This window comes from Emticicia sp. GW821-FHT11C11 (assembly GCF_058808615.1).
This window is the reverse complement of record NZ_JBXARV010000001.1, coordinates 1,197,993-1,219,139: the sequence shown is the minus strand read 5'-3', so window position 1 is coordinate 1,219,139 and position 21,147 is coordinate 1,197,993. Positions and strand designations below refer to the sequence as shown.

Below are 21,147 nucleotides of genomic sequence, written 5' to 3'. Positions count from 1 at the left end.
TTTATTATCTGTGCTGTGACATGAAAAATATCCTGAAAAGGTGTAAATCCATTCTGATTTACACCTTTTACTTTACACTGTTTTTAACACTTAACACATTGGCCCAGGATGCCAACGAATTGATTATTACCGAGATAATGGCCGACCCCTCTCCTACCAAAGGGCTGCCAGAGAAAGAGTACATTGAATTGTATAACCGGTCTGATAAAAGCATTAATCTCCATCAATTCATCCTTGCCTATAATACCACTACTACGCGATTCCCCGATGTTTCAATCGGGCCTAAAGAATATCTTATTGTGGCACATCGCAACAATGCGGAGGAATTTCAACCCTACGGCAAAGTAGTTGGTCTCAGTAGTTTTTCTCTATTGAATACCGGAACCACCCTGAGCCTGAAAGACAGAAAAAACAAAACGCTGTTTTCTGTTACCTATACCGACAAGTGGTATGATGCATCAAAAACACAAGGCTTCTCGCTGGAAATGGTTGATACCGATTATCCATGCGTTGAAACAGGGAACTGGGTTTCAAGCGAAGCCCCGTTACAAGGCACGCCGGGCAAAGAAAATTCTGTTAAAAACTTTCATCCTGATTTAACTCCGCCTGTTTTGCACAGATACGAGTTTCTGAATTCTGCACAGATAAAACTTATTTTCACAGAAAAACTAGATAGTTTGTCGGCGGCGAGTCCGCTTGCGTATACCGTAGACAGATCAGTAAAGATAAATCAGATTGTTGTAGAAAGTCCACAGAACAAATCTGTTATTTTATCATTTCAAACTCCCTTACAGGAAAATATTACTTTTACGCTCACCGCAAAAAATATAGCCGATTGCTCAGGTAATGTTTTAAAAGAATCCACTTTGCTGTTTGCGTCTACCAACGAAGCAGATTCAGGTGATGTTGTGCTGAACGAGATTCTGTTTAATCCCAGAAGCGGTGGAGAGGATTTTGTAGAAGTCTATAACCGGAGCAATAAATTTATCAGCCTTAAAGATTGGGCATTGGCCAATGTTGATGGCATGGGAGTTCCGGCAAATATCAAGCCTATTGCTTCTATGAATTACATACTGCCTCCTAAGCAATTTCTGGCCTTAACACGCAATTCACTTATCATTAAAAGCCAATATTTTAAGGCTGTTAACGAGCATATACTGGAGATGGAAAGCCTGCCATCATTTCCTGATAAAAATGGCACTGTTATTTTACTGAATCAAAACAAAAAGGTATTTGACCGTGTCGATTACTCCGAAACCATGCATCATGGACTGATTGATGATAAGGCAGGAGTATCATTGGAAAAAGGTGATTATAATTTACCGTCATCCCAGCTATCAAACTGGCATTCTGCTGCCGCTTCTGAAGGATATGCTACGCCGGGTTATGTTAATTCTCAACGTTTACCCGTTACTACAAAAAATATTTTTACCGTTGAACCGGAGATTTTCACGCCTGACGGCGACGGCATGGATGATGAAACAAAACTGAAGTTTCAGCTTGACCAATACGGATTCATAGCTAATGCTTATGTTTTTGACATAAACGGCCGGATGTTGAAACAGCTGACACAAAACCAGGTACTTGCGGTAAACGACCAGATCATATGGGATGGTAAAAGCGCCAATAACAACCTCGCACCGGTGGGGTATTATATTATTCTGGCAGAAATCTTTCATACAAACGGTGAAAAAATTGAGTTCAAGGCAAAAGTAGTTTTGGGGAGCAAATACTAATTGCTAATAAATTGGTATTGCTTTCATTCAGCAACCTTTATCTGGCAGATTTTACACCCCTCTTACTGTTTTTTCCGTTTTCTTTTAGACAACAGACTTTCCCGATAAAGCTTCTGTTCTTCTCTCTCTAAGTGTAATCCATAGGCTGAAACACATCCCATGGCTATAAATTGCGAAACTATAAATAATACAACTATCATGGCTTTAAATGTTTATGTGTTATAAACTATAAAAACATTTGCCAAGGCATATATCTTAATAATAACCGTCTATTTGTAGAATATCTTCTACAGATTCTCTCAAATTCAATAAATAAACGGTATACATCATTTATAAAAATACTTATAAAATCAGCAAATTTATTTTATCTTGCACAAGCGGTATTTATCAATTGACCAGACCTGAATGAAAAATTCCCTTCTTATCATCTTATTTATTGGCATGGCTATGCAGTCTTTGGCGCAAACGAATCAATCGGAACAATTGAAAACGGCTATTCAGACAAGGCTCGGTTCGATAGAGGGAGAATTCGCCGTAGCCTTTAAAGACCTAGAAACCGGGCAAACGCTGTTTATCAACGAAAAAGAGAATTTCCATGCGGCAAGTACCATGAAAACCCCTGTAATGATTGAAGTTTTTAAACAGGCCAAAGCAGGGAAATTTAAGCTTTCGGACTCTGTCTTGGTAAAAAATGAATTTAAAAGTATTGTTGACGGAAGCCAGTTCAGTCTGGATATAAGTGACGACAGTGCCGATGACATATATAAAAAAATAGGTCAGAAAATGACCATTTATGACCTTACCTATCAGATGATTATTGTAAGCAGTAATCTGGCCACTAATGTGCTGATAGACCTGGTGGATGCCAAAAATGCCAACGCTACCATGCGTACATTGGGAGCAAATGACATACAGGTGCTAAGGGGAGTAGAAGATAGTAAGGCTTTCAGACAGGGGCTGAACAATACAGTAACCGCCTACGACCTGATGACTATCTTTGAAAAATTAGCTCAGAAAAAAGTAGTAAGCACGAAAGATTCAGAGGCGATGATTAAAATATTGCTCGACCAGAAATTCAGAGAAAAGATACCGGCCAAACTACCGGCGGCTGTAAAAGTCGCTCATAAAACAGGTTCTATTACAGGAGTACAAAATGACTCCGGAATTGTTTATCTGCCCGACGGACGGAAATATATTCTTGTGCTGTTATCCAGAAAACTGAAAGACGAGAAAAAAGGTGTTGAAGCACTTGCCGATGTATCGCGAATGATCTACGACAGCCTTCAACAATAGGTTTAGCTTTCTTTTTCAAGAAACTCACGAATGCGATGGGTCTTATCTTTACCAATCAGCTTTATTAACTCTTCATCAGGAGCACTCTTGATATTCGAAATCGTCTTAAACTGTTTCAGCACTTTGGTGGCTGTTAATTTCCCTATACCCGGCGCACTTTCCAGACTGCTGATCAGGAATCCCTGACTGCGGCGGTCGCGATGATGGGTAATACCAAAACGATGCGCTTCATCACGACAGCGTTGTATCAGTTTCAGTGACTCAGATTTCTTGTCGATATACAATGGCAGGGTGTCTTCAGGAAAATAAATTTCTTCCAGACGTTTGGCTATGCCTATAATCGGAATTTCTCCGTATAGACTCAATTCTTTAAGTGCTTCACAAGCCGCTGATAATTGTCCTTTGCCACCATCAATGATAATTAAATCCGGTAGGTCGGTTTTTTCTGCCAGTAATCTCGAATACCTGCGTGTAACCACCTCTTTCATGGTAGCAAAGTCGTTCGGGCCTTGCACAGTTTTCGGTATATAGTGACGATACTCTTTTGGCGCAGGCTGACCGTTGATAAAACATACCATTGCTGAAACCGGATTCGTACCTTGTATATTAGAGTTATCGAAACATTCAATATGGCGGGGCAGTTCTTTCAACTGCAGATCCTGTTTCAATTTTACCAGCACACGGTCTCGTTTATTGGTGGCGCCGCTGGCAGCTATGGCTTCTCTTTCAGCTTTCTCTTTTCTGAAATACACCACGTTTTTCAACGACATATCCAGCAGTTTGCGCTTATCTCCTATCTGCGGTACCGAAATATCTGCTTTCATGTCGATTGTCACGGGTATATTCGTAATAATCTCTTTGGTAGTACTTTCGTACTGCTGGCGAAGTTCCACAATAAACATCACCAGAATCTCTTCATCTGTTTCTTCCAGCTTTTTCTTCACATCCAAAGTCTGCGTAAGAATGATGGTGCCATTCACTACCTTCAGATAATTGATATACGCTGAGGTTTCATCAGAAGTAATACTGAAAACATCAACATCTCTGATCGACGGATTTACAACCGTGGCTTTGCTTTGGTAATTCTGAAGAAAATCAAGTTTCATTTTCAGTTGATGCGCCTCTTCAAACGCCAGTTTTCCGGCCGCTTCCTGCATGCGTTGTTCAAAGTATTGCCTGGCCGGTGCCAGATTACCCCTCAGGATATTATGTACCTGCTCAATTTCTTTCAGGTAGTCTGCCTCCGTTTGCAGGTTTTCACAAGGCCCTTTACAATTACCGATATGATACTCCAGACAAACCTTAAATTTTCGTGCGTCGATATTTTCCTGCGAAAGATTCAGATTGCAGGTTCTGATGGTATATAGCCTGCTGAACATTTCGAGCAAAGCATGCATTGCTTTTGAGTTCACAAAAGGGCCGTATAGTTTTCCCCTTGACCTATCTTCCATCCGACGGGTAGTAATTACTCTGGGAAACCGCTCATTGGTAACACATACGTAGGGATACATCTTATCGTCTCGCAATAAGATATTATAGCGCGGCTGGTATTGTTTTATAAGCGTGTTTTCAAGCAGAAGTGCATCAAACTCGGTAGGCGCAATGGTAAATTCAAGCTTTCTTATACTAATCACCAACCGGCGGGTTTTGCGGTCATGGCGGTTGAAATTTGCAAAATAACTGGTTACTCTGTTCTTCAGATTTTTAGCCTTCCCTACATAAATTACTTCATCATTTTCATCAAAATAACGATATACCCCCGGTTCTTCGGGTACTCTTACTAACTCTGTTTTATAATCAAAACTGATCTCCGACATATCAAAATTTTATCTCCCTGGTAATCATTAACAGCGCACACTTCCGATGTGTTCAACACTTACGCTAATCTGCTAAAATAAAGTATCTAATTTATAACATTTATTTCAGAATCAGCTAACTGAAATACGCAATCACTTTTTTCAGACAATAATTACTGCCATCTTTTTTAAGAAATTTCATACAAAAAATAGTTCTGAAAGTTTGGAATGGACAATTATTTGAATTTACTTTGCACAACAAAGTTCTTTTTAAAAGCATGGATTCTAAGAAAATTACAATTGCGTTTCATATCAGCCGCCCGACTTTAAGTCTGGTCTTAATAACACTACTGAGTTTTACACTTCTGATTGCCAGTGTTATTAAAACCCAGCAGCTCAGGGGTGTATATCTGCTCTGGAATCTTTTCTTAGCCTGGGTTCCTTTATTTTTTATACTGATAGCCCGCCGGTATCAGTCTGGTACCGATGTCTCTTTACGAATCCGCCGGGCTATTATTTATACCTGCCTTGTTTTATGGCTGTTGTTTTTCCCTAATTCACCTTATATCATTACTGACTTAATACACCTGACGGAATCCCGGCAACATCTTCTGTGGTTCGACGCCGTAAGTTTCTTTATAGTAGCATTAGCTGGTCTGGCTACGGGTTTGTATTCACTGTACGTAGCACATCAGATTATCGAAAAACTCACCGGCAAATTATGGGCCTGGATCATCGTTTTCTCGAGCGTGGTATTGTCGGGCTTTGGTTTATATCTGGGTAGGTTCATCCGGTTCAATAGCTGGGATTTATTCACTGACCCGGTTTTTCTATTCAGGAAATCACTCCATGAGCTTCAAAATCCTTTAGCTTTACAAACTACAATGGTTTTCTCATTGGTAGTAATGGTTTTATATGTTTCACTCAATCTGTTGATTCCGGCATCCTATGAACGTACCAAAAATGCTGCGTAGCTTCAAATATGCTTTTCAGGGTATCAAAGTGTTATTGCAGGAAAACAATGCACGGTTCCATCTGTTTGTAACCGTTGTAGTGGTTTTAACGGGTCTGCTGGTGAAATTGAGTGATACAGAGTGGTCGGTAGTATTAATATTGATAGGACTGGTCTGGATGGCAGAGGCCTTTAACACGGCATTAGAGAAATTATGCGATTTTGTTTCAGTGGCGCAACATCCGTTAATCGGAAAAGTAAAAGATTTATCGGCCGCAGCAGTTTTAATCATTTCAGTTTGTGCAGTTATTATCGGAATTATTATATTTTTGCCTAAAATTTTAGCTAATCTATGAACGAGCACCTAGAACAACTCAAGGAAATCCGCTCTATAATGGAGCGTTCTTCCAAGTTTCTTTCATTAAGCGGACTATCCGGTATTTCAGCCGGAATCTGTGCTTTGATAGGTGCATGGTACGCACACCAGAAGATTCATGTAGATGGTTTATATCAATTGTTCGACCCGGTGGTTCGGGAAGACGTTGTGCCTGTTCTGCTTCTTGATGCTGCGGCGGTATTAGTTACTGCGCTAATATCAGGTGTTTTTTTTACTGTAAGAAAAGCGCGTAAAAAAGGACTGGATGTCTGGAATTCGACCTCAAAACGCCTTTTGGTAAGCATGCTGATTCCGTTATTTGCCGGGGGCATTTTTGGCCTGGGTTTGTTATATCATGGATTTTTCTGGCTATGTTTCCCGACAACGCTCATCTTCTATGGCATCGCTTTGGTAAATGCCAGTAAATATACTGTGCACGATACGTTTTATCTGGGTATAAGTGAGATTATTCTCGGGATAGTGGCCCTGTTTTTAGCACAATGGAATCTGTTGTTCTGGGCTATTGGTTTTGGGGTGTTGCACATTATTTATGGATTGGTGGTGTATTTCAGGTATGATACAAAATAGGTTTTGTATCGGGTGATTAAACGCGCATGCCGCGGGTAAGTATTATGAATTTACTACAGAATTTTAATAAAGCATTTGAAAGCAAAGCCAGGCTGGGCATCATGTCGGTGCTGATGGTGAATGATGACGTCTCTTTCAACGCCATGAAAGAGATTTTGTCGTTAACTGACGGAAACCTGGCTACGCATCTGCGTGCATTGGAAGAGGCTGAGTATATTTCGTTCAGAAAAGAATTTGTAGGCAGAAAACCGAATACAGTGTATTCGGCGACGGAAGAAGGTAAAAAGGCTTTTAATCAACATCTGAACGAGCTGGAGAAATTCATTAAAGGCACCTAATATTTTTTTATCCATTAACTTTGAAAAACAAAGAACTTTTAAATATAAAACTATGAATCAGCTAAGCCTACGTTTATTAGCCGTAGTATTATTTACTGCCCTGTTCAATTATTTTTTCTGGCTTGAAAAATTCGGAATCAATCTATTGGTGTTTAACACTTCTCTGATTGCTTCATTGATTTACTTCAATAAAAGGAAATTTGATACCACATCTGTCCGAATAGCATTGGGAATGGCATTGCTCACAGGCATTATGGTACTAGTTTACAACTCTGTCATCAGCATATTAGTACATTTGCTTTGCTTCTTTGTTCTGGTGGGTTTTCTTCACCGTCGCCAGCTCACAAGTATAGGTGGTGCATTGTGGCAGTATGGATTGAATGGTCTGATGACTACCTTTGAACCTTTGCTTCTTTTTATTAATATTCAGGACAATCTGAACGATAAGAATCATTTCCTGAGCAAATTCAGCCGGATTGCGCGAATGGTGATTGTCCCGCTCATTGCTTTTACAGTTTTCTTACTCATTTTCAAAACGGCGAATCCTATTTTCAGTGAAATGGTTGAAACACCCTTTGCCGGTCTCTTTCACGCAATAGACGCATTGCTTCGTGATTTTTCGATTGGTCATCTGAACTTTATCATATTCGGCGCCTTCTTTATTTTTAGTGTGTTGTTCAGCTGGAATCGTGTGAATAATCTGTATAAAATCAATCAAAGGCCTGAAACCATAACTGCCCCGGAAAAACTCAATGAACAGGCCGTTGCTACTGAATATAGAACTGCCCTCTTGTTGATTGGTTTGGTAAATGTCTTATTGCTTATGATTAATGTAATAGACATCCGATTCCTTTGGTTCAATCTGGGCGCTGACCTGAAATCGGCACATGAGTTGTCTCAATTGGTCCATGAGGGCACCTATTTACTGATTCTGAGCATTGTGCTTTCTATTACTATTCTGCTATATTATTTCCGCAATAAACTGAATTTTGTCACTAATAACCGTTGGCTTTCAGCAGCTGCTTATATATGGATTGTCCAGAACGGTGTACTGATTATATCTGTACTTTTACGAAATTATGAATATGTTATTAACTACGGACTAACCCACAAACGGATTGCAGTGCTTTTCTTTATGCTCGTTACTGCCATAGGATTAGTATTGATGTGGCTAAAAATCAGGAACAAATATTCATTCTCTTATTTATTTAAACAGGCAAGCTGGGGTTTGCTGTTTTCTCTGGTAAGTTTTACACTTTTTGATTGGGATAGTATGATAGCGCGTTATAATCTGTCTAGGCAAGAGGCCGCCTCTCTCGATTATTATTATCTGTACAGCCTATCGCCCAGAACACTTCCCATTCTTTATGAATATAGAGCCAAATTTGATGAGAGCGTCAGAAAAAATTCAAATCTTGATCCAGAGAATGCACTTAATGGCTTGTATACGCGAATCAACCTCTATTTAAACCAACAAAAGAAATACAGCTGGGTTTCGTGGGATCTATCGAACAGCAAAGCGGTTAACTTCCTGAAGGATAAAAAAATAGAACAACCGCATAAGTAGCCGGAGTTTTATCACCTGCCATAGCACAAAAAAAGAAAGCCTGCTGTTAGAGCAGGCTTTCTTGCACCTATATAATTCTGATTATTTACGCGATAACTTGGCTAATAGTTTCAATATTTCAAGATAAAGCCAGACAATGGTTACCATCAGACCAAAGGCAGAATACCACTCCATGTACTTGGGTAATTGCATTCTTGACCCCTCTTCTATCAGGTGGAAATCGATAATCAGATTCATAGCCGCAATGGTTACCACTACTCCAGAAAAAATAATACCTATCGTACCTCCCTGATGAATGTAGGGGATATTGATGTTAAACATACCTAGTATCCAGGTAAGCAGATACAACAGAAAAACAGCCCCGGTAGCGGCAGTAACACCTAAAATGAACCCTCTGGTGGCTTTCAGAATTCCGGTTTTATACAAAAACCACATAACGAATACAACACCGAAAGTCAAACCGGCTGCCATAAAGGCCAGGTCTTGAAAAATAGCAGAAATAGCTCCAATAGCAAGACCTTGTAACAATGCATAAGTAGGAGCTAACTGGGGTGCCCATTCTTTTTTAAATGCCAATACAATGGCACATAATAGGCCACCTATACAACCGGCAGGTATCAGCATGGGTGCTACGCTCCATCCTTCGAGAAGACCTACCCACGATACAGCTGCAGAAGCCAACAATATAAATAATAAAACACCAACTTTGGTAAGTGTACTTTGCACTGTCATGACCTCACCGTTATTGTAGCTAAGGTCAATTTTGGTAAATGTTTTTTCCGAGAATACTGGATTAGCCATAGTCAAAAAATTGTTTAGTGATTGTATGAACATACAAATTAGCGAATTCTCACCATTTTTCCAAATGGTATATACGAAAGTAAAATCAGCCGATAGGTAAGGGAATGCTCAACAAATAATTAAGCAATAAGAAGCAGAAAACAGTTTATATTTTGCGTTTCAGCTCGAAATGCTGGCCAAGGTATACCTTCCTCACCAATTCATCGCTTGCCAGCTCTTCGGCAGTGCCTTGCCGGAGAATCTTACCTTCAAACAGCAGATAGGCTCTGTCTGTAATTGAAAGGGTTTCGTTTACATTATGGTCGGTTATGAGGATTCCGATGTTGCGATGTTTGAGTTTTGCCACAATGCCCTGAATCTCTTCTACGGCAATGGGGTCAACTCCGGCAAAAGGTTCATCAAGTAAAATAAATTTAGGGTCCACAGCCAGCGCGCGCGCAATTTCAGTACGGCGACGCTCACCACCTGAACAGACAATACCTTTGTTTTTTCTTACGTGTGTCAAACTGAATTCTTCTAACAACGTTTCCGCCTTCTCTTTTCTTTCAGCTCTGCTCAGGTTTGGCTTGGCCAGTTCAAGCACACCCAGTATGTTTTCTTCAACGGTCAACTGCCTGAATACCGACGGCTCCTGTGCCAGATACCCTACACCCAATTTTGCCCGTTTATACATAGGCAAAGACGTAATATCGAGGTCATCAAGCCATACCTTACCGCTGTTCGGTTTTACTAAGCCGGTAGCCATATAAAACGAAGTGGTTTTACCGGCGCCATTAGGGCCAAGCAGACCCACAATTTCACCTTGCGCAACCTGATAACTTACGTTATTATTAACTAAGCGTTGTCCGTATTTTTTAATAAGGTTTTCAGTACGTAGAATCATCTCTTGCTATTACACCCGTTTCTTCTGCAAAACTAACGTCTTTTCTTCAGAAATCTTGTTAATATTTATTAAATCATTGTCAGGCTTGTATATTTGGTTTCTTAAAATATCATCATATCAGCAAAGTAATTTAGTGTGAATCTGCTGACGATGCCAGGCAAACCCATAAAGAATTACCATTCAACCCATGCAAACGGCTTTACTCCAATTAAAGCAATTGGTTTCCGGAATCAACCCTTTGGCGGATAGCGACTGGGAAGAATTTTCTAAATTATGGAAGCCCTTTTCAGCTAAACGAAAAGAGATACTAACCGCCGCGGGAGAAAAAGAGAAGTACCTGTATTTTGTAGTAGAAGGCGTGCAGCGGGTTTATTATTTTGACGAACAAAACCGGGAAGCCACACTGGTTTTCACCTACAGCCCCTCATTCGGAGGAGTGCTGGACTCGCTGTTATTGCAAACACCTTCCAGGTATTATTATGAAACCCTGGCTCCGTCAGTTTTTCTGCGAACGCCGTTCAGTGAGTTGCAGGTATTGATGCAAAGTAACCCTGCCATTGAAATAGTTATCAGGCAAGGAATTACGTATGCGTTATCAGGCTTACTGACCCGACTGGTTGAATTACAATGCTACACGGCTGAAGAACGGTTTATGGAATTGCTGAAACGGAGCCCACATATTTTACAATTAATACCACATAAGTATCTGGCTAATTATCTGGGTATTGATGCTACGAACTTTAGTAAGTTTATCAACCGGATAAAAATTTAGAAATGTTGGTAAATACCAAGAATTATCAAACCGGGCGTGTTCAATTTTGCAGTAGAAAATCAAATGAACACTTATGAACAAAATTGACACATTACAATTGCTTGAAGCATTAGAGAATAAGGTAGAAAACCATCTGAAATCAGTCATTCATACATTTCAAAATCTGGATGAGAAAACTTTATTAAAACAGCCTGCCGGAGGTGGGTGGAGCATGGCTCAATGCTTTGAACATCTCAATAGCTATGGTCACTATTATCTGCCTCAAATTGAAAAAAGTCGCAAGCAAAACCCGGAGAAATCCGCCGGTGATACATTTACGAGTAGCTGGCTGGGTAGTTATTTTACAAAAATGATGTTGCCGTCCAACACCAAAAAATACAAGGCCTTTAAAGGACATATTCCGGCTTCTGATTTGAATGCCCATGCTGTAATAGCAGAATTTATAGCACAACAGGAAACGTTACTGAAATATCTGAAAGACGCCCGGAAAGTAAATCTAGATACTATTCGTATCCCGATTTCAATTACAAAATGGGTAAAACTAAAGCTGGGAGATGTTTTTCAATTTATAATTGCTCACGACGAACGCCATATTGAACAGGCCAGGCGGGTTTTGAAAGGGGTTAGCTTTATCAGGATGTAGTCTGACCAGAAAAGTAAAGAGCAAGTGCAGTAAGCTTGCTCTTTGCTTTAGTACTTAATATCTTTCAACATCAGTTGCAAAGTAGTTTTATTGTTGAAGGTGTTCTCTTCAATCTGATAGGCTACTTTGAAATACTTCTGTTGTGTAAGTTTTTTGTAGTGTTCCTCAACCATGCCAAAGCCCACTGCACTAAAAATAGCACCAGTTTCTTCTTCAAAAAGCTCCAGTTTCAGGTGTTTTTCTTTCATGATACGGGGCGTATATTTTAGCGTAAGGTTTTCAGTAACAAAAACCGGTTGCATATTCTCCGGCCCGAATGGCGCCATCTGATTAATTATCCGGTGGAATTTGGCATTGATATCCGCCAGTTTGATTTTTAAATCTACATTAATTACAGGGGTCAGTTGCTCTTCAGTAATATACTTGGTCACTACTCTGTCGAACTCCTGTTGAAACGAAAGAATATTTTCAATGCTGAGTGTCATACCGGCAGCATGCTTGTGTCCGCCGAATTGTTCCAGCAAGTAAGCGCATTCTTCCAATGCTGCATACAAATCAAAACCTGCTACCGAACGTGCCGAGCCGGCTGCCATTGTGTCCTTGCTTTTGGTGAAGATAATAGTAGGACGATAATATTTTTCAATACAGCGGCTGGCTACTATACCTATCACCCCCTTGTGCCAGTCTTCTCTATACAGAACCGTACTTTTGGCAGATGTCACTAACCACTCGTCCTGTTCAATCATGGTCAGGGCTTCTTCGGTCATGCGGGTGTCGTGCCCTCTTCTCTCTGTATTGTGTTTTTGTATCTCTTCTGCAAAGGCTAGAGCCTCATCGTAATTATCAGAAAGTAATAGCTTTACGGCATCTTTGGCATGTTTTATTCTGCCTGCTGCATTGATACGAGGGCCTAAAACAAACACCACGTTTTCAATACTCATATTGCTGTTAAACCCTGCTACATTCTTCAGTGCTTTTAGACCAATGTGTGGGTTTTCGTTTAGCTTCTTCAAGCCGTAATAAGCAAGAATCCTGTTCTCCCCTGTAATGGGTACAATATCAGACGCAATGCTTACCACACATAAATCTATAAATTCGTACAGATTTTGGAGGGGAATATTGTTTTGCAGACAATAAGCCTGTAGCAATTTAAAACCAACGCCGTTCCCGGTGAGCTCTTTGTAGGGATACGGGCAATCTTTACGTTTCGGATCCAGCACAGCTATCGCCTCTGGCAGGTTTTCATCAGGTTCGTGGTGGTCACAAACAATAAAATCTATCTGAAATTGTTCTTTAGCTATCTTTATTTTATCCTGTGCCTTAATGCCACAGTCCAGACAGATAATTAAAGATACCCCCTGTTGAGCAGCAAATTCAATGCCTTGTAGTGAAACACCGTAGCCTTCCAGATAGCGGTCGGGATTGTAGTATTCTATATGCTGATAAAAAGTACTCAAAAAGCCATATACCAGCGCAACGGCCGTAGTGCCATCCACATCGTAGTCGCCATAAACCAATATTTTCTGATTTTTATCAATGGCTTCTTCTAAACGACTTACGGCTTTGTCCATGTCGGCCATCAGAAAAGGGTCATGCAAATGTTCCAGTTGCGGACGGAAAAAATCTTTTGCCTGATCAAAACTAGTGATTCCTCTCTGCGCCATCATATTAGCCAGGGTACTATCAATGTTTAATTCCTTAGCCAACGCCTTTACCACCTGCTGATCAGGGACAGATTTATATGCCCACCTCTTTTCGTACATGTATCCTCCTGTCTTTCTGCTGATTACTAGTCTGTAATTATAAACTCTTTACTAATTCTACTTGTTTTTCGGTTAGCCTGAATCGCTCTCCATAAGTGTCTGCCAGTCGGTTGCACTCTTTCAGAAAAGTTTCTTTGCCCACAAATTCTGGAAAATTGAGCGTTCCACCAGCATAGGGAGGGAATCCCCAGGCCAGAATAGAACCTATATTGCCATCCAGCTTTGTTATCAGTACACCTTCATCAAAACAACGGATAGACTCAACTACCTGACGATACAGGAGACGTTTTTTCACTTCTTCAATATCCGGTTGTGTTTCTGAAACCGGAAAATGCTCAGCCAATCCTTCCCAAAGATACTTCTTGCCATCGGCAGGGTATTCATAAAACCCTTTTTTATTCTTTTTACCTAAGCGACCCAGGTCTTCCACCATTAGTTTAATGGCCTGAAAAGTATCATCGTTTTCAGTTAAAGCTCCATCAGCAATGGCCTGCTTAGTAATTTTAAGTGCCAAGTCTAAAGCTACTTCATCCGATACCGCCAATGCACCGACCGGCATTCCCACGTTTTTACCTGCATTTTCAATCAGAATCGGGTCTACACCATCTTTCAGCAGGTAAATACCCTCACTGGTGTAGGTACTAAAACAACGGGAGGTATAAAAACCTCTGGAATCGTTCACCACTATTGGTGTCTTTCTGATTTTCTTCACATAATCAACCGCCAATGCTACTGCATAGTCAGAAGTCTGTTTTCCACGAATCAGTTCCACCAACATCATTTTATCGACCGGTGAAAAGAAATGAATGCCTATAAAGTTTTCAGGTTTGGCTGATGCCTTTGCCAAACCGCTTATTGGAAGCGTTGAGGTATTCGAACCAAACACGCCTCCTTCTGCCAACATCGGTTCTGCTTCCTGTGTAACGGTTGCTTTCAGCTCGCGGTTTTCAAAAACTGCTTCGATTATTAAATCACAACCTTTCAAATCTTCGGCCTTATCAGTAGGATGTATCAGGCTCAACAATTGAGCTCCTTTATCTTTGGTAGTTTTGCCTCTGTCAATACCTTTTTGCACCAAAGCCTTCGAATAATCCTTTCCTTTTTCGGCGCCTTCAAGACTCACATCTTTCAGCACTACTTCTATGCCTGCCATAGCCGATACATAGGCAATACCTGAACCCATAAAACCGGCACCTAAAATGCCCAGTTTTTTTACTTCTGTTTTCGGAACATCTTTCGGACGACTCGCGCCTTTATCGGCATCGTTCTTGCCCAGAAACATCACTCCTATCAGGTTTTTTGCTTCTTTAGAAGTAGCTACTTTTACAAAGTGACGAACTTCTATAGCAATGGCTCTGTCTATATTTACCTGTAGCCCCTCATAAACACACGAAAGGATTTCTATCGGAGCCGGATAATTCCCTTTGGTTTTATCCATTATCATGGCTGTTCCTCCGGCAAAGGTACGCATACCAGTTGGTGACTGCACATTACCTCCCGGCACCTTATAATTTTCACGCGCTTTGATTGCGCCTGTCTTTTTATCGAATTCATCCCAGGGTTGTATGGCCTTCGGGTTAGCTAATACCCATTTCATGGCTTTTTCCATCAGCTCTTCTCTGGTAGCTGCTAAATCATTAACCATACCATAACCCAATGCCTCTTTAGGGCTTATACGCTTGCCTTCTACCATTAACAATAAGGCAGGTTCCATGCCTATTAATCGCGGCAGGCGTTGGGTACCGCCTCCACCCGGCAATAAGCCCAATTGTACTTCCGGTAGCCCAATCTGTGCTTTTGGGTTATCCAGAGCAATCCGGTAATGACATGAAAGACAAACTTCATAACCACCACCAAGTGCGGTTCCGCTTATGGCTGCAATAACGGGTTTTCCGCAAGTTTCAAGCCTACGGAATATCTTGTTGAACTCAAGAGAAAACTTATAGGTTTCAGAAGGGTCTTTGTCGTTATTCTTCAAGAGCATTTTCACATCTGCTCCCGCTATAAACTCATTTTTCTCTGATGTTATGATAATGCCCTTCACTTCCGGATCGGCATAGGCATTTTGCAAGTGGGATTCAAATTCAGGAATAGAAACATCATTTAGTACGTTCATGGGCGATGTGGTCATGTTCCAGCTGATAATCGCCACATTGTTTTCGATTCTATAGTTAATTTCCATTGTTAGGTTGAATTATGTGCTTAATAATACAGGTGCTTTTGCCGCTATCAGCAAGCAATGTGTTTGTTCATATGCTTCCAAACGATACCGGCTCTTAATAAAGTATGCAAGCATACTGTTTTGCAAATATAAAAATTATAGCGTTGCTATTCAGTCTATTGCTAAAATTTTATCCATAGACCTAAACATCATTAAAGTAATGTGTCAGATGAAAGAAAACTATTAAACGGGTAGTATTCTTAAGCAAAAAATGTAATCAGCAAAGCCAGAATAGCAGGCAATGCCTGCACAAAAAAGATTCTTCTGCTCGCCGATACAGCGCCATATATACCGGCTACTATTACGCAACCAAGGAAGAAATAAGCCACATTTTTACTCCATTCAGCATCGGTAATGAAGAAAGACCAGATCAAACCGGCAGATAAAAAACCATTGTATAAACCCTGATTGGCTGCTAATGCCACTGTTTTAGGAAACAATTCCTTCGGAAAAGTTTTAAAGACTTTAGGGCCTTTGGTTGTCCAGGCAAACATTTCAAGATACAATATGTAGATGTGCTCTAAAGCCACCAGACCAATCAGAATTTTAGAGAGTAGTTCCATGGTTTTGTGTATATGGTTATTGAATTTCAATTTTTGGTTAGTACAGAATGATTCGTTTTCTGCACAGAAAAATGCCGGAATTATTTAAAGTTAAGACGCACTTCTTCTGCACTTACTTTTAAATGAGCATCCCTTCCACAAGCCATGGCCATGTTTACAGCATCATGCCCAACCGGAAAACCATAGCAAACCGGGTAATGGTAGGCAGCCACATGTTCTGCAATAATTTCATTGGCATTTTTACCGAACGGTTCGTCGTTTTCCTTGCAATCAGTAAATGAGCCCACCACCAGACCTTTCAGATTTTCGAGTTTCCCTGCTCTTTTCAGTTGAACCATCATGCGGTCTATGTTGTACAGATATTCGCCCACATCTTCCAGAAAAAGAATTTTGTTATCCCAACTGATATCAGATTCAGAACCTATCAAATGCGCCAGCAGGCAAAGATTGCCTCCGGTTATCAGCCCTTCGCCCTCTCCTATTCTGTTCATTTCATGGGTCTTTATGGTATAATACGCCTCACCGCCAAAAAGAAATGGCTCAATGCTTCTTACAGAGGCCGTATCTCTCATGAATGTCTTGGGCATAGGTGCGTGCAGGCTCTGAAAACCTAATGATTGTACATGACTGTGAACGGCCGTAATATCAGAAAACCCGATAATCCATTTCGGACTCTCTCTGAACTTATTAAAATCTATTCTTTCAATAATCCTCGAGCTACCATACCCACCGCGTGCTGAAAAAATGGCCTTCACAGAGGTATCATCCAACATCTGCTGAAAATCCCTTGCACGCACTTCGTCGGTTCCGGCAAAACCAAAATAAGCAGCACTTACAGACTCACCCGTTACTACTTCAACGCCCCAGTTATTCTGCATCCACTTTACAGATTGCTGAATATCTTCGGGATTCAATTTACTCGCCAATGCCACAATGGCAATTGTATCACCTTTCTTTAAAACGGGCGGCGCAATTAACGATTCCAAATTCTATTGATTTATTGATAAACTAAAGATTGTTCCGGATACTGCATACTATACCTATTACATATCCGGCACAATTGCTATCATATATAGTAATGTCTACAAGAAACAAATTAACAAATAAGTAGCTAAAAAAAGATAGTATGGGGCTTATAAAAATATAACATCGTCAATCACAGACTCACCTACATCTTTATTGATAAGGTCAATCAGTTTAGTTTTGGCCATGAAAAGCTCCTGCCGTAGCGGAGAGGATTCCAAACGAAGATACAGCACACGATTTTTTACGTAGATTTCTCTGGTTCGTGAAGCTATTATTTTACCCATCATGCGCTCCCAGAAAGCCTCCAGATAGGTTTCATTGAACTTCGATTTCAGATTAAAAGTTTTCAGGAATCCTTCGATGGCATCTTTCAAAGGAGTAGATTGCGAACGTCGAGCGGTTTCCGATGGCATTTGTCAATGAAGTTTAAAGCAAAATGAATGGGTTTCTATCAGACAATTGTCTTTGCAATCATCTGATAGCTAATTTGATAAAAATTTACGGATTTTACAAGGCAGCAGACAGAACTATTTTAGCAACTCAGCTACCTCAAAGCTTACTATTGCTTTTTCAGCATTTGCTTTTAATAAAGGATTCTTCGGAAGAGGGATGCTGATTTTGTCGTCGAAGTTAACCGCCAGATTCCTGGCAGGAACTTTCAGATAAAAAATATCTTTAAATTCACTTAAAGCTGAAGCAGGGCCTTCAATAACTATTTCAGCAGGAGTAACATTGATTACACTGGCTATCACAAAGTTTTTTTCTAAGTCAACCCCAAGGCTATCGACTTTCAGTTTTACTTTCTTTCTGTATTTCTTCTCGAAATTCAAAGTTAACGAGTCAACATCGATATAATTTACCTTAGAGCTCTGTAACTTCAATGAAAGTATTTCTGATAAAATCTCCTTATTCAATTGCTTTTCGCTGACGGGATTCCGCACTTTGTATTCAAGTGGAGAAACATTCAAAAAGAAATTGTCTTTCAGTAAATTCCAGCCTGTACTTGACAAACTCACTTTTATGGTTTTCGGTAAGGGACTAACCGGAATATACAGAGAGTCATTATACTTTATTTCTAAAGGATAACTTATTCTGGTTGTATAACCCGATTTATTCAGGGCATTCAGCAGCCAGTAAATAGAGGCCGCAAGAAAACACAAGATGAGTGTCTTAAAATTCATACAATTTAAGATTCCTGCGAGATAATTCTTAACTCAAATCCAGACCACCATGCCCTGTTGAGTTATCGACTATTCTTATTTTTTTCTTGCGACAGATGTTTTTTCGAAAGTCAGCCTTGCGCCACCACCTGCAGAAATTGTAACGGTTGTTTCATCTTTAGAAACTATTTTACCGTGCAACCCACCGAATGTCACTATTTCGTCTCCTTCTTTGAGTTCTTCTACCATTTTCTTCTGGTCGCTTGATTTTTTCTGTTGCGGGCGTATCATAAAGAAATAAAACACCGCAATCATTCCGACCATCATTATTATCGAAAACATTCCGTTTCCACTTTGTGCTTGTAAGAGTACCATTGTATATAATTTTTATTGTCTTTTTAGTGGGTTATTCTAATTTACATTTTTGTGTTGAACACAATCTCAAATCAATTGGCAGTTCCTTTTGATAATACTTCGGCGGTAAATGAAATAACCGATTGCGACGGTGTAGCATTAGAATAAACCGTAACAAACTTTTTGTTTACACCTACTTTACCTAAACTATTAAACCGAACCACAATTGCATCTTTCTGGCCGATACCAACCGGGGCCTCCGGTTTTGAAGCCACCGTGCAACCACATTGTACCTGTACATCAAGCACCTGCAATGGGCTTTTACCTGTATTGGTGAACGCGAACTTATGCTCTACGATATCTCCTTCTTTCAGCTTACCGAAATCAAAGCTTTCTTCATCAAACTTAATTACGGGTGCATTAGCAGCCGCGGCCAGAGAGTCGGCCTGGTTTGTGTTACTTTTTGAATCAACCAGATTACAAGAAAAGTTAAGTCCCGCTAAAATTACAACTGCACATACGGACAGAAATACTTTCTTCATTATTTTATAATTAAGCTTTATATCTGAATTAATTTTTTGCTTTTATCTGATTCATCAGCGACTCTACATCTTCCAGCAGTTTCTCAGCTTTCTGACGTGCCTCGCTTACTACTTTCTGGCCTTCTGCTTTGGCAGTGCTGTCACCCCCTACTACTTCCATAGCTACTTCATCGCCTCTTTCAATCAGATCATTAATAAACTTCTGTAATTGCTCACGGTATCTCGACAAACGGTAAGCCAGTTTGTCACGCGTAATCTCTCCTTTATCAGGTGCATACAAAATACCTAAAGCAGCTCCGGTTGCTACACCAACTAAAAATGAAATAAAAGTTCTTGATGAATTGCTCATAATATCCCCCGATGGGCATTTAATGATGGATAATAATTTGATCTTTTTCCCGGCACCAAAGATAATCTTTTCGTGGCGGATTATTCAATTTATTTATTGTCAAGCATCCCTCTTCCGCTTTTACGGATTCTTCCGGCGTCTTTCAGTTCTTTTGAGAGGCTGTCTAAAATGCCATTCACAAACTGGCCGCTTTTCGGAGTGCTGTAATCTTTGGCTATTTCGATAACCTCATTAATGGTTACTTTAATCGGGATACTCGGATAATTCAGCATCTCAACCAGTGCCATTTTCAATAAAATCTGGTCTGTTTCCGAAATACGTTCAATTTCCCAGTTCTTCAATTTCGGTATCAGGATTTCTTCCAGTTGCTTTTCTTCCAGAATACTCTTCCGATACAAAGTTTGTAAAAAATCTTTTCTTTCTTCCCATTCCTGATCTAAAACCACAATTTTAAATTTACTGTCTTCCACAAACGACTGGAAAGTATGCGTAACAGCGGCTCTCAGGGTTTCAACATCATCAATCCAATACAAATCCTGTTTTTCGAAATACTCCCAGGTAAGTTCATTTTTAAGAATTACATTTTTGAGCATGTATTTCAAAAATGAAAAATCTTCTTCCAGTGTATGGTTTTTCTTAGAACAGTATTCTATATAATGTGCGTTTTTGCGCAGCACCTCCCGATACAATTTAGCAACAAGCACCTGCTCGTTTCTCCAGTTTACATTACGGCGGATCGCCTGGGTCTCAAGCAATTTTTCCTGGCGAAGTCTTTTAATTATCTGGTTATCAGATAACTTTGATAATACTACTCCCCTTTCATCGCTATCAGAGCGGTCGGCAAGTTCGATAAAAAACAATAGTAGTTGCAGATAAAGATCATAGACCTTTTCGGCCTCCAGAATCATCCGTCCGGCGTAGTGTTCTATGTCTTTTTTGTTTTTAAGCAAAAAGAAATCTTTTGCTTTCTCTACCGACTTCACTACTTCCTGTGGAGCACTGAAATCGTCTTCTTTCTGGCGGGAAAATTCTTCCTGAAGTAATTGCTGACTTAGTTTTTTGTAACCTTCTAATTTTTCTCTGTCCTGAAACTCCATTGAGTTTAAATCAGGAGCAAAATCATCTGAAATGAGGTCTAATGATAATTGGAAATTCGCACCTTCTGCTTGTTTATAAGCATATAAGGCTTGCATCGCACGAATCCGTATGAGGCGTCTGTTAAGCATGGGTGTTCAAAGAACGAGTTTATTGAACCGCAAAATTAATAAAAAAACCACATATTGCCTAAACCGGGCAGACTGAATTTGATATTAGCACTTTTTTAAAAGGCTGAGCCCGGTTAACCCGCCGTTAGCAATAAATGTTTTCTGACCCCATAAATATTAGAATAGTCATAAAATATTCCGATACAAATTTCATTATAC

At 40.1% G+C, this 21,147-nt stretch carries 22 protein-coding genes; 9 read left to right on the top strand and 13 right to left on the bottom strand.

Going from position 1 to position 21,147, the window contains the following annotated elements:
• Window positions 1-20 precede the first annotated feature (20 nt).
• Both AC1RRY_RS05140 and AC1RRY_RS05135 read left to right on the top strand, forming a co-directional pair.
• Window positions 21-1,736, top strand: coding sequence for a lamin tail domain-containing protein (locus AC1RRY_RS05140; protein WP_492817684.1), 1,716 nt, complete (start codon window positions 21-23; stop codon window positions 1,734-1,736).
• 405 nt (window positions 1,737-2,141) lie between these two features.
• A complete protein-coding gene (locus tag AC1RRY_RS05135) occupies window positions 2,142-3,029 on the top strand; it encodes a serine hydrolase (protein WP_492817685.1) in 888 nt (295 codons plus the stop codon).
• A gap of 2 nt (window positions 3,030-3,031) precedes the next feature.
• On the opposite strand, the gene uvrC is transcribed toward AC1RRY_RS05135, so the two are convergent.
• On the bottom strand, window positions 3,032-4,846 hold the full coding sequence (gene uvrC, locus AC1RRY_RS05130) for an excinuclease ABC subunit UvrC (protein WP_492817686.1): 1,815 nt from the start codon (window positions 4,844-4,846) through the stop codon (window positions 3,032-3,034).
• 257 nt (window positions 4,847-5,103) lie between these two features.
• Between uvrC and AC1RRY_RS05125 the strand changes: the two genes are divergently transcribed.
• Genes AC1RRY_RS05125 through AC1RRY_RS05105 form a run of 5 tightly spaced genes read left to right on the top strand, consistent with a single transcriptional unit; the run spans window position 5,104 to window position 8,646 of the window.
• Window positions 5,104-5,799 (top strand): DUF1361 domain-containing protein, encoded by a 696-nt coding sequence (locus AC1RRY_RS05125; protein WP_492817687.1) that lies wholly within the window; start codon window positions 5,104-5,106, stop codon window positions 5,797-5,799.
• Complete coding sequence (locus AC1RRY_RS05120; RefSeq protein WP_492817688.1) at window positions 5,774-6,133, top strand: diacylglycerol kinase family protein; 360 nt, start codon at window positions 5,774-5,776, stop codon at window positions 6,131-6,133. The genes AC1RRY_RS05125 and AC1RRY_RS05120 overlap by 26 nt, the downstream gene beginning before the upstream one ends.
• The gene (locus AC1RRY_RS05115) at window positions 6,130-6,741 is read left to right on the top strand and encodes a hypothetical protein (protein WP_492817689.1); all 612 of its coding nucleotides are present in this window, start codon (window positions 6,130-6,132) and stop codon (window positions 6,739-6,741) included. The genes AC1RRY_RS05120 and AC1RRY_RS05115 overlap by 4 nt, the downstream gene beginning before the upstream one ends.
• A 44-nt stretch (window positions 6,742-6,785) precedes the next feature.
• Window positions 6,786-7,079 carry a winged helix-turn-helix domain-containing protein gene (locus tag AC1RRY_RS05110; RefSeq protein WP_492817690.1) on the top strand — a complete coding sequence of 98 codons (294 nt, stop codon included), beginning with the start codon at window positions 6,786-6,788 and terminating at the stop codon, window positions 7,077-7,079.
• Window positions 7,080-7,131: 52 nt separating this feature from the next.
• Window positions 7,132-8,646, top strand: a complete 1,515-nt coding sequence (locus tag AC1RRY_RS05105) for a DUF4153 domain-containing protein (RefSeq protein WP_492817691.1) — start codon at window positions 7,132-7,134, stop codon at window positions 8,644-8,646.
• A gap of 81 nt (window positions 8,647-8,727) precedes the next feature.
• Here AC1RRY_RS05105 and AC1RRY_RS05100 read toward each other — a convergent pair whose 3' ends face one another.
• Both AC1RRY_RS05100 and lptB read right to left on the bottom strand, forming a co-directional pair.
• Entirely contained in the window at window positions 8,728-9,447 is a 720-nt protein-coding gene (locus AC1RRY_RS05100; protein WP_492817692.1) for a Bax inhibitor-1/YccA family protein, read from the bottom strand.
• A 145-nt stretch (window positions 9,448-9,592) separates the two neighbouring features.
• Entirely contained in the window at window positions 9,593-10,330 is a 738-nt protein-coding gene (gene lptB, locus AC1RRY_RS05095; protein WP_492817693.1) for an LPS export ABC transporter ATP-binding protein, read from the bottom strand.
• Between the two features lie 187 nt (window positions 10,331-10,517).
• On the opposite strand from lptB, the gene AC1RRY_RS05090 reads away from it, so the two are divergent.
• Window positions 10,518-11,102 (top strand): Crp/Fnr family transcriptional regulator, encoded by a 585-nt coding sequence (locus tag AC1RRY_RS05090; RefSeq protein WP_492817694.1) that lies wholly within the window; start codon window positions 10,518-10,520, stop codon window positions 11,100-11,102.
• Between the two features lie 73 nt (window positions 11,103-11,175).
• Window positions 11,176-11,745, top strand: a complete 570-nt coding sequence (locus AC1RRY_RS05085) for a DinB family protein (protein ID WP_492817695.1) — start codon at window positions 11,176-11,178, stop codon at window positions 11,743-11,745.
• 47 nt (window positions 11,746-11,792) lie between these two features.
• Here the strand turns inward: AC1RRY_RS05085 and recJ are convergent, their stop codons facing one another.
• The 10 genes from recJ to nusB form a co-directional block, all read right to left on the bottom strand.
• Window positions 11,793-13,508: a single-stranded-DNA-specific exonuclease RecJ gene (gene recJ, locus AC1RRY_RS05080; RefSeq protein ID WP_492817696.1), complete on the bottom strand. Its 1,716-nt coding sequence runs from the start codon at window positions 13,506-13,508 to the stop codon at window positions 11,793-11,795.
• A gap of 37 nt (window positions 13,509-13,545) precedes the next feature.
• Complete coding sequence (locus AC1RRY_RS05075) at window positions 13,546-15,690, bottom strand: 3-hydroxyacyl-CoA dehydrogenase NAD-binding domain-containing protein (protein ID WP_492817697.1); 2,145 nt, start codon at window positions 15,688-15,690, stop codon at window positions 13,546-13,548.
• A gap of 239 nt (window positions 15,691-15,929) precedes the next feature.
• Window positions 15,930-16,292 carry a DUF1304 domain-containing protein gene (locus AC1RRY_RS05070; RefSeq protein ID WP_492817698.1) on the bottom strand — a complete coding sequence of 121 codons (363 nt, stop codon included), beginning with the start codon at window positions 16,290-16,292 and terminating at the stop codon, window positions 15,930-15,932.
• An 80-nt stretch (window positions 16,293-16,372) separates the two neighbouring features.
• Window positions 16,373-17,278 (bottom strand): S66 peptidase family protein, encoded by a 906-nt coding sequence (locus tag AC1RRY_RS05065; RefSeq protein WP_492817699.1) that lies wholly within the window; start codon window positions 17,276-17,278, stop codon window positions 16,373-16,375.
• A 147-nt stretch (window positions 17,279-17,425) separates the two neighbouring features.
• Window positions 17,426-17,731, bottom strand: coding sequence for a DciA family protein (locus AC1RRY_RS05060; protein WP_492817700.1), 306 nt, complete (start codon window positions 17,729-17,731; stop codon window positions 17,426-17,428).
• Window positions 17,732-17,845: 114 nt separating this feature from the next.
• Window positions 17,846-18,499 (bottom strand): YbbR-like domain-containing protein, encoded by a 654-nt coding sequence (locus tag AC1RRY_RS05055; protein ID WP_492817701.1) that lies wholly within the window; start codon window positions 18,497-18,499, stop codon window positions 17,846-17,848.
• A gap of 75 nt (window positions 18,500-18,574) precedes the next feature.
• Window positions 18,575-18,853 carry a preprotein translocase subunit YajC gene (yajC, locus tag AC1RRY_RS05050; RefSeq protein WP_492817702.1) on the bottom strand — a complete coding sequence of 93 codons (279 nt, stop codon included), beginning with the start codon at window positions 18,851-18,853 and terminating at the stop codon, window positions 18,575-18,577.
• Between the two features lie 71 nt (window positions 18,854-18,924).
• Window positions 18,925-19,374 carry a DUF1573 domain-containing protein gene (locus AC1RRY_RS05045; RefSeq protein ID WP_492817703.1) on the bottom strand — a complete coding sequence of 150 codons (450 nt, stop codon included), beginning with the start codon at window positions 19,372-19,374 and terminating at the stop codon, window positions 18,925-18,927.
• A 28-nt stretch (window positions 19,375-19,402) separates the two neighbouring features.
• On the bottom strand, window positions 19,403-19,723 hold the full coding sequence (locus AC1RRY_RS05040; RefSeq protein ID WP_492817704.1) for a YtxH domain-containing protein: 321 nt from the start codon (window positions 19,721-19,723) through the stop codon (window positions 19,403-19,405).
• Between the two features lie 89 nt (window positions 19,724-19,812).
• On the bottom strand, window positions 19,813-20,949 hold the full coding sequence (gene nusB, locus AC1RRY_RS05035) for a transcription antitermination factor NusB (protein ID WP_492817705.1): 1,137 nt from the start codon (window positions 20,947-20,949) through the stop codon (window positions 19,813-19,815).
• Window positions 20,950-21,147: the final 198 nt, after the last annotated feature.